Origin of the sequence: Synechococcus sp. R5-15 (assembly GCF_047462035.1) — a bacterium.
Classification (GTDB): domain Bacteria; phylum Cyanobacteriota; class Cyanobacteriia; order Thermostichales; family Thermostichaceae; genus Thermostichus.
The window spans coordinates 1-8830 of sequence record NZ_JANSIK010000159.1; the positions used below are offsets into that span (position 1 = coordinate 1).

General features: G+C 59.5%; 7 protein-coding genes and 1 CRISPR repeat array. Of the genes, 3 read left to right on the forward strand and 4 right to left on the reverse strand.

Annotated elements, in window-relative coordinates:
• Positions 1-348: 348 nt before the first annotated feature.
• Both NW839_RS12130 and NW839_RS12135 read left to right on the forward strand, forming a co-directional pair.
• Positions 349-1185 carry an ABC transporter ATP-binding protein gene (locus tag NW839_RS12130; RefSeq protein ID WP_414352192.1) on the forward strand — a complete coding sequence of 279 codons (837 nt, stop codon included), beginning with the start codon at positions 349-351 and terminating at the stop codon, positions 1183-1185.
• A 76-nt stretch (positions 1186-1261) separates the two neighbouring features.
• Positions 1262-2035 carry an ABC transporter permease gene (locus tag NW839_RS12135; RefSeq protein ID WP_414352191.1) on the forward strand — a complete coding sequence of 258 codons (774 nt, stop codon included), beginning with the start codon at positions 1262-1264 and terminating at the stop codon, positions 2033-2035.
• A 37-nt stretch (positions 2036-2072) separates the two neighbouring features.
• Here NW839_RS12135 and ald read toward each other — a convergent pair whose 3' ends face one another.
• From ald to NW839_RS12150, 3 genes are all read right to left on the reverse strand, one after another.
• The gene (gene ald, locus NW839_RS12140; RefSeq protein WP_414352190.1) at positions 2073-3161 is read right to left on the reverse strand and encodes an alanine dehydrogenase; all 1089 of its coding nucleotides are present in this window, start codon (positions 3159-3161) and stop codon (positions 2073-2075) included.
• A 335-nt stretch (positions 3162-3496) separates the two neighbouring features.
• Positions 3497-3907: a CRISPR direct-repeat array (repeat unit 37 nt; unit sequence GTTGATCCCTACCTTTTCCCCGCAAGGGGACGGAAAC).
• 100 nt (positions 3908-4007) lie between these two features.
• The gene (locus NW839_RS12145) at positions 4008-5120 is read right to left on the reverse strand and encodes an LptF/LptG family permease (protein WP_414352189.1); all 1113 of its coding nucleotides are present in this window, start codon (positions 5118-5120) and stop codon (positions 4008-4010) included.
• Between the two features lie 108 nt (positions 5121-5228).
• Positions 5229-6452 carry a pentapeptide repeat-containing protein gene (locus NW839_RS12150; RefSeq protein ID WP_414352188.1) on the reverse strand — a complete coding sequence of 408 codons (1224 nt, stop codon included), beginning with the start codon at positions 6450-6452 and terminating at the stop codon, positions 5229-5231.
• A gap of 165 nt (positions 6453-6617) precedes the next feature.
• On the opposite strand from NW839_RS12150, the gene NW839_RS12155 reads away from it, so the two are divergent.
• Positions 6618-8447, forward strand: coding sequence for a DUF1565 domain-containing protein (locus tag NW839_RS12155; protein WP_414352187.1), 1830 nt, complete (start codon positions 6618-6620; stop codon positions 8445-8447).
• A 166-nt stretch (positions 8448-8613) separates the two neighbouring features.
• Here NW839_RS12155 and NW839_RS12160 read toward each other — a convergent pair whose 3' ends face one another.
• Positions 8614-8793, reverse strand: a complete 180-nt coding sequence (locus NW839_RS12160; RefSeq protein ID WP_414352186.1) for a hypothetical protein — start codon at positions 8791-8793, stop codon at positions 8614-8616.
• Positions 8794-8830 lie beyond the last annotated feature (37 nt).

Genomic DNA, 8830 nt, shown 5'->3' on the forward strand with positions numbered 1-8830 from the left:
GAAATTCCGAAACTTAGCTGTCCTCTGGGGCCGCTAGGGATTGGGATAAAGCCCGCACCCTGCGCATAGCACGGGTGTCGGGTAGTTTACTGTCTTCGATGACCGGGCCCTCGGGGATCCCACATCTCCTGAAGCTGAACATGGGGGGACCTCACCGGCCCACAAAGTATCTGGCAACACAGCTGGCTGCCCCTCTCTCTGATGTAGTGGGGATGGGGTTGGCCATACCAATCGAGATAAACCGGCCTGCAACCCTCATTGCTCCCGCCATCATCTGTCTGGATCAGGGGGATCAGCCCTCACTTGGGCCGCTATGAAAATCATATGAAAATCATTGGAGTTGAGTCAATGTTGGAGTCGCAGAGGGTGGTTCAAAGTGGGTTATCTTCCCCCGCTGTTTCGGGCAAGCCCGTTCTGGAGTTGCGCCACGTCTCGCTGCAGTACCCCGGCAAGGGATCCCCGGTCACGATCATCCGCGACGTCAGCTTTTCTGTTGCCCACTCGGAGTTTGTCTCCATTGTTGGGCCGAGCGGCTGTGGCAAGACTTCTCTTTTGAAGATGATGGCCGGCCTGAACACTGACCATGGCGGCACCCTCTACTTTCAGTTGCAGCCCATCGCCGGCCCCCTGAAGAGTGTGGGCATGGCCTTTCAAAACCCGGTGCTGCTGCCCTGGCGCACAACCCTGGAGAACGTGTTGCTGCCGTTGGAGGTGGTAGAGCCCTACAAGCGCACCTTCAAGCAAAACCTGGCCCAGCACGAGAAGTCGGCGCTGGAGCTGCTGGCCACCGTAGGCTTGGAGGGTTTTCAGAAAGCCTATCCTTGGCAGCTTTCTGGGGGAATGCGGCAGCGGGCTTCCCTGTGCCGCGCTTTGATCCATCAGCCGGAGCTGTTGTTGTTGGACGAACCTTTTGCCGCTTTGGATGCCTTTACCCGCGAGGATATGTGGGAAATGTTGCAGCGGCTGTGGCTGCGCACCGGCTGCACCGCCATTTTGATCACTCACGATTTGCGGGAGGCGGTTTTCCTCTCCGATACCATTTATGTGATGGGGCCACGACCGAGCGAGATCATCTTTTCCCTCAAAGTGGATCTGCCCCGTCCACGCCCGCTGGAGATCTGCCTGACGGACGAGTTTCACCGCTTGGTCTCGGAAGTGCGCCAGCACATTCGGCGCAGCTATTAGGCCAAAGAGCCCTTGATCCAAAAAATCTGGAAAGGTTTGCTGGACAGGTTACCGCGCATTTCTGCCGAGGGATCCCATGAAAAAATCATTTGACCGATTTTTGCAGACCCAAACGGCTTCTGTGGTCTTGCCCGCTGTCACCATCGTTTTGACCCTTGTGCTCTGGCAGGTGGGGGTGGGGCTGTTCAACGTTCCTCGCTTCATTCTGCCGGCGCCCACCCAGATCCTCGCAGCCATGAACCAATGGAGCCCGGTGATTCTGCGTCACTCCCTAACCACCCTCACTTCGACGCTGCTGGCCTTTGCGCTGGCTTTGGTGGGGGGGATAGTGCTGGGATCGATCATCGGCAGCTCCCGCCTGGCCCATCTGTGTTTGTACCCGCTGCTGGTGGGGTTTAACACCATCCCGAAGGTGGCTTTGGTGCCACTGCTGGCGATTTGGTTTGGCTTGGGCACGATCCCGGCGGTGATCACGGCCTTTTTGCTGGCTTTTTTCCCCATTGCGGTCAATGTGGCGGTGGGGCTGGAGACGGTGGAAGCCGAAATGCGGGATGTGCTGCGCTCGTTGGGGGCCAGCTCTTGGGAGATCTTCACCAAGGTGGGGCTACCCCACAGCATGCCCTACCTGTTTGCCTCGTTGAAGGTGGCCATCTCCTTTGCTTTTGTCGGCTCGGTGATCTCGGAGACGGTGGCTTCTAACCAGGGGCTGGGCTACCTGATCGTGTCGGCCAGCTCTTCTTTTGATGTGCCTTTGGCCTTTGCGGGTTTGGTTGCCCTCGGCATTATGGGCATTTTGCTCTACACCTTTTTTGCGGCTTTGGAGCGCTATGTCCTGTCCTGGCGACAGTAGCATCTGCTCCAGGGGATCCCACCGATGCCTGAACAAGCTAGCCCAAATCTGGAAAAGTGGCCCGCACTGCCGGGTGGACGATCTTTCCTGCCCTGATGTTGAGCCCTTTGGCCAAGGCCGAGTCTTGTTCCAAAGCAGCGGCCAGGCCAAGGTTGGCCAGCTTGAGGATGTAGGGGAGAGTGGCGTTGACCAGCGCTTGGGTCGAAGTCCAGGGGACAGCCCCCGGCATGTTGGGAACGCCGTAGTGCAACACCCCGTGGGCTTCGTAAACCGGCTGGGCATGGGTGGTAACCCGTGTGGTAGCAATGCACCCCCCCTGATCCACCGCCACATCCACAATGAGGGAGCGAGGACGCATCTGGGCCACCAACTCTTCTCCCACCAAGACCGGCGCCCGCCTTCCCGGCACCAACACTGCCCCTACCACCAGGTCGGCCTCGCGAACACACTCTTCCACGCTTTGGGCCGTGCTGTAGAGCAGCTCTACCCGCGAGCCAAAAATCAGCTCCAGCTCGTTCAGCCGCTGCAGGTTAATGTCCAAAATCTGCACCCGTGCCCCCAAGCCTACGGCCATTTTGGCCGCCTCAGTGCCCACGGTTCCCCCGCCCAGGATCACCACCCGCCCCGGCGGCACCCCCGGGATCCCGCCCAGCAACACGCCCCGCCCCCCCTGTTGTCGGGTGAGGTAATGGGCGCCAAACTGCACCGAGAGCCGCCCGGCAATCATGCTCATGGGCATCAACAAGGGCAGGGATCCATCTGCCAATTCCACCGTTTCATAGGCAAGGCAGGTGGCTCCCGACTGCAGCAGCGCCTGGGTCAGCTCGCGGCTGGCGGCCAAGTGCAAATAGGTGAACAGAATAAGGTCGGGATGGAGCAGAGGATACTCGGCAGGCAAGGGCTCCTTTACCTTCACCACCAGCTCCTGCCGGTAGATCTCCTCAGGAGTGACAGCCAGCTTGGCCCCCGCTTTTTGGTAGTCCTCATCCGTGAAGCCCGCCCCCTGGCCTGCTTGGGTTTCCACCCACACCTGATGCCCCTGTTCGGTTAAGGCCCGCACCGCCGCCGGTGTCAGCCCGACACGGAACTCTTGCTCTTTGATCTCTTTGGGCACGCCAATTCGCATAGGGATCCCCGTAGGGCTGCTTTCCAGTCTAGACAGACTCTCCCCGCAATGGGATCCCTGGCCTGAGCAGGAGAGCGAAAATTGTAAAGTTTTGTGCGCGATCTGTCGGGGCAAGCAATCGCCAGGCTAATTTTGTTAGCTCAAGATTTCAAGGGCAAACCTAGATCTCTTGCCATGATTGGCACGAAAACAAGACATAACAGCCTCAGAAAGCCCAATTTTCTTGCTTGCGCTTATCCCCAAGAGCAATGTTAATATCTATGTCACGAAGTCTCCGTACTCCCTCGCGAACGCACCTTGAAAACTGCATGGATTCAAGCTTTTCCGGGGGTAGGGTTGATCCCTACCTTTTCCCCGCAAGGGGACGGAAACTTGATCCTAGTTGACCTGCTTGAAAAATTTAAAATCCGGTTGATCCCTACCTTTTCCCCGCAAGGGGACGGAAACCTTAACCAACAAGCGCAGGAACTTGACATTCATTTTCAGTTGATCCCTACCTTTTCCCCGCAAGGGGACGGAAACGCCAATCGAACATTGGCCCAAAACTAGGATTCGTCATCCGTTGATCCCTACCTTTTCCCCGCAAGGGGACGGAAACATGGCAGACATAGTACCTCCCTTTAATCGGGATAAACGTTGATCCCTACCTTTTCCCCGCAAGGGGACGGAAACTTTTTTACTCCTCTCCCTTACGGGAGAATAAAGAACAGTTGATCCCTACCTTTTCCCCGCAAGGGGACGGAAACCTGAGCTACGCGAGGCGAGAGGAGAGAGAAAGGAAAGTTGATCCCTGCCTTCTTCGAGACATCCTTGAGAACTGAGACTGGCGGATTCTAGGGTGGATCCCTAGCGCAGGAAACGGGCCAGCAGCACCAGTCCGATGCCGCCGAACAAGATGTTGAAGCTCCAGGCTGCCGCCCAAGGGGGAAGGGCTCCCACTTCTCCCAAGCTGCGAGACACGCTCAGAACCACGTAGTAGCCAAACACCAACAGGATCCCGAAGACGACGCCCCCGTAGCGTCCCACCCGCCGGGCAGTGCTGGATCCCAGGGGGAGCGAAATCAGCACGGCAAAAAAGCTGGCCAAGGGCAGGGAGAAGCGCATGTGGAACTCGGTGCGCAGAGCCTGAGTATTGAGATTGGAGCGGGCCAAACGGGAAATCCGCTCCGCCAGCTCCGGTAAGCTCAACTCGCTGGGGGGAACCGGCGGCTGCATTAGGGTAGCCAGATCCTGGGAAACTTGCAGCGGCTTGCGATGAAACGTTTGCTCGGCAATGCTGAGACCCGTGGGGCCGTAAAGGTGGGTCGCTCCTTCGCTGAGGCTCCACTCCAGTCCGTTCCACACTGCCTGAGCGGCCAAGGTCACTTCCGCCAACTGGTATTTGCCTCCCGGCAAGGGATCCACCCGCAAAATCGTAACATCTTGCATCGTATTTAACCGGGGATCCACTTGGCGGATGAAGAACCAGAGGTTGTCTTCGGTTTTGAAAAAGACATCGTATTGCACCGGGGTGGTGGCCTGGGCCAGCAAAGCTTGCTGATCGATCTGGCGGATTTGCTGTTTGCTGGCTGGCAGCAGCACGTTGCTGATGAAAAAAGCGCTCAAGCTCATGGCCAACCCCACCAGCAGCAGGGGCCGGAAAATCCGGCTAAACGGGATCCCGGCTGCCCGCATAGCGGTGATCTCGCTGTTGCCGCTCAGCTTGCCCAAGGTGAGCATGGTGGCAAAAAAGGCGGCAATGGGCATACCCAGCACCACCATCTCCGGCAGATCCAAAACCAAGAGGCGCAACACCGTCAGGGGGGGGACGGATCCCTCGACCAGCCGCTCGGCCAGGGTAAACAGTCGGCCCACCAGCAGCAGCAGGGTTCCCCCCGCAACACCGGCCAGCACTGGGGTGAGCATCTGCCCAAATAGATAGCGCTCCAGCAGCCAGAACTTGGTGAGCAACCGTGCCATGTTTGAGAATTGAAAGGGATCGCCCTCATCCCCAAGGGAGAGGCGAGTTGCAATGGCCGAAAAATCGGCGGCAAAAGCCCTGAACCAGGCTTATCGATTTATTCTCGCTCAAGGGCTTGGGGCAGGTGGGGGAAACGACTCCGTTTTGTCGGCAGGATCCGAACGCGGCCTAGGAGAGTTGAGGGGAGGTTCGGACTCGGGATCCAGCTCGGCCCCCCAGGCGGCCAGGTAGGCCCGTTGTTCGGGGGAAAGGCGGCGAGCCTGGCGGAAATCTGCCCCTGCCACGATAGCTCCGGTGTAGGCCCCGGTCTTGAAATCGGGCTTTTGCCCTGGCTGAGCAGGGGAAGCTGTCTGAGGGGATCCCACAAACAGCAAAGCGCGGTAGAGATCGGCCCCGCGCAGGTCGGCATTCCGCAAGTTAGCTCCGCACAGATTGGTGTGGCTGAGATCGCAGCCGCTCAGGTTGGCCCGCTCCAGGCTGGCTTCGCTGAAATCCACCGCCCGCAACAGGGTGCCATGCAGGTCGGCTCCCTCCAGCATCGTGCCCAGGTTGACCACTCGGATCCCGTGCAGGCGATCCCGCTGGTAGCCCCCCTTGCCATCCAGGATAGGTCGGCCCAGGTGTTCGTCTCGCCGCAGAGGGCTGAGCAGGTTAGCGGTGGAGAGAAAGCGCAGGATCTTGGCTTTGCCGAAGCGATCCACCCCGTTCAACAAAGCAGCCGTGCGCCCGGCAGCAATGGCCCGCTCCAGGGGCCAATCGTCCAACTGCCCATCGGGAGACAAGACCAGGTTGGAAATGCCTTCAAAGTAGGCGTCGATGGTCTGCTGCTGGGTGATGATATTCTGCTGAATGGTGAGATCGCGGGAGATGATGTACTGCCGCCAGGCGATGTAGGCGGCCAGGATGGCGATCAAGATCTGGCCTGTGGCCCCGAACACTTCTCCCAAAGCCCCAATTGCTTCCCAACTCAGGGATCCCAAGGCAGAAAACAGCCCGCTCCCGGCAATCCCTCCCATCACGGCCAAGCTGAGGGCCACTCCCGCCCAGGCCAATTGAGGCCAAGTGGTCAGCCACTGCCAAAGACGGCGTCCGATCTGAGCCCAAAGTGATCGCCCCCACCAGCCCGCCAGGCCCAGCCAAGCCAGCACCGCCCCCCAGCCCAAGACCGGCTGAGCCATCAGCTTTCCCAAGAGCAGCAAGAAGGCCGGGATCCCCAACAGCAGCAGATGAATCAGGGGTTGCCACGGTGAGACCGGAGACAGCAGGATCTCGGATTCAACCAGCGGCGGCTCTTGGGGCAGATGTTCGGGGGCAAGGGTTCTGTAGGTCATGGCGCAAGAAAGGATGATACTCTAGGGCTAGTGTCAGATTTGCAAAAAAAGCCTGCGTTAGTCCGTATTTAGAGTTGGCGGATAGGGCAGGATCCCGCCTACTCAGTTTGGTAGGATAACCTCGGCCTTTCTTCTCTAGCCCAGCCTGGTGTGAGGATAACCACCATGATCTCTTCCTTATTGTCCTTACTGCCTATTGGTCTGCAGAAATCCGGCGAACACCAATCTACAGCAGTCCTGCCCGGCCTGCGGGCGCAGCGCCATCGTTCTGCGATGCTGACGCGGCTGGCAACCTCTCTGATGCTTGGCACCACCTTACTGCTGACAGCAAAGTTGGATCCCGGCTGGGCGCAAACTTCCCTGGACACCGGCATTACCGGTGAGCAGACCCTGCCTCAAGCTCCCCCGCTCCCGGACAATCGCCCGGCCATTTTCGTGGATGCGGCCAACGGCAGCGATACCCGTGGGGATGGATCCCGCAATAACCCCTTCAAGACGATTACTTACGCCATTCAGCGGGCTGAGGCTGGCAGCGTCATTCAGCTTTTTCCTGGGGTGTATAGCGAGGAGAGCGGCGAAACCTTCCCCATCCGTCTGAAAGCCGGCCTCACCTTGCGTGGGGACGAGTCCACCTTGGGAGAGGGCTATCTCATCACCGGCGGCGGTACCTACATGAGCCCGACCCTAGGCCGACAAAATGTTGCTCTGCTGGCAGAAACCGGCGCAGAAGTGCGAGGAGTTACCCTGCGCAACCAAGGGCGGCGCGGCTATGCCCTCTGGGTCGAATCGGCCTCCCCGCGCATTCTCAACAACAGCTTTGTGGGCAGCATCCACGATGGGATCTTCATTGCCGGCGCTTCCAATCCCTGGGTGGAGGGCAACCGCTTCTATAAAAACGGGGCCAACGGCATTTCCGTCTTGGGCACCTCCCAGCCCACCATCATCAATAACCTGTTCCAGGAGACCGGCTTTGGCATCACCATCGACCAGCGCTCGGCGCCTATTGTGCGCAACAACCGCATCCTGCAGAACCGTACCGGCGTGATCGTCGGGGGCAGCTCCAGGCCCATCCTGCGCAACAATCTCATCGCCCAGAACTTGGAGACCGGCCTCACCGCCATCACCACTGCCCAGCCGGATTTGGGCACGGCCACGGATCCCGGCAACAACATCTTTGAGGGCAACGGCCAATACGATATCAACAACGCCACCCGCGGCCTGCGCCTCAATGCCAACGGCAACCAACTGCGGGGCAAAGCCAAAGGGGATCTGGATCTGTCCGGTCAAACCACCGTCGCCGCCCTTCCCGACAGCGCTCCCCGCCCCATTGCCCCTGGCACTTTGGCTCTGCCCAGCGCTCCGGCCCAGCCGGCTACTCCCAGGGATCCCCGGCCAGCCGCTGAGACCCCCTCCACCTTACCGGTTGTGACGGTGCCGCAATCGACGGATCCCAGCCCAGTTGCCTCTCTATCGGGATCGGGGGGGCGCGTTTTGCCCAACGTTCCTGCCCAGCCGGCGGACACTCAACCCCAAGCGCAGGAGTTTGTTGCCGTCCCCTTCACGCCAGATGGCTCTACCGCACCTGCTCAGCCGGTTGGCCCTGCCCCCGCAGCTCCTGTTCCCAGGCCACCCTCGGCTCCCCTCACAGATATCACCACCCTTCTGCCCCCGCCGGCCCGTCGCCCGTCCACGGGGATCCCAACTACTCCCTCTGCTCCCACTACAACTCCAGTTGCCCCCCCTGTGGTTGCTGTGGGTAACGACTCCGTTTCGCCAACGCGAACGGCAACTCAATTTCGCGTGTTGGTGACCCCCAAGAGCAGCGATGACTTGAACCGATTGCGGCAGCTCATCCCCGAGGCGGTGGAAACGGTTTTCAACGGCAGAACAGTGTTGCAGGCGGGCCTGTACGACAGTCGCAGCCAGGCCCAGTCGGTCTTGGATCGGCTGTTGGATGCCGGCTTTGAGGCGGTTGCCGAGATGATTTTTCGCTAGCGACCCCCCACACTGCCGGCTTGCTTCTCCATAGCGGTACGAGGGAGCTTTGATCCCAGTTCTTTGGCGGGGTGGCCAGCCATTGAGCCCAAGTCTCCTTGGTCGCTGGCAAGGGAATTGACTACAAGTGCTTGCCAAGAGCGATGACGGCTCGAACACCCCCTCTCTAGTCCAGCGGATCCAGTCGGTAGCGGCTGAGCCAGTGATCCAAATGCACTTCCTCCTCGTCCAGCAGTTGGGCGTTGATCAACCCCCGTTTGAAAGCAAGGCAGATGGCTCTGGCCCGCAAGCTGAAAGTGGTTCCCCACTCGTCGCTGATACATTCACGCTGAACTCTCCTGAACATGGTTCAGGAAAGAAGCGATCGCATCCTGCCTATCTCT

Coding starts and splice junctions, on each gene's coding strand:
- NW839_RS12130 (WP_414352192.1), top strand. CDS start 349: ATGTTGGAGTCGCAGAGGGTGGTTCAAAGTGGGTTATCTTCCCCCGCT.
- NW839_RS12135 (WP_414352191.1), top strand. CDS start 1,262: ATGAAAAAATCATTTGACCGATTTTTGCAGACCCAAACGGCTTCTGTG.
- ald (WP_414352190.1), bottom strand. CDS start 3,161: ATGCGAATTGGCGTGCCCAAAGAGATCAAAGAGCAAGAGTTCCGTGTC.
- NW839_RS12145 (WP_414352189.1), bottom strand. CDS start 5,120: ATGGCACGGTTGCTCACCAAGTTCTGGCTGCTGGAGCGCTATCTATTT.
- NW839_RS12150 (WP_414352188.1), bottom strand. CDS start 6,452: ATGACCTACAGAACCCTTGCCCCCGAACATCTGCCCCAAGAGCCGCCG.
- NW839_RS12155 (WP_414352187.1), top strand. CDS start 6,618: ATGATCTCTTCCTTATTGTCCTTACTGCCTATTGGTCTGCAGAAATCC.
- NW839_RS12160 (WP_414352186.1), bottom strand. CDS start 8,793: ATGTTCAGGAGAGTTCAGCGTGAATGTATCAGCGACGAGTGGGGAACC.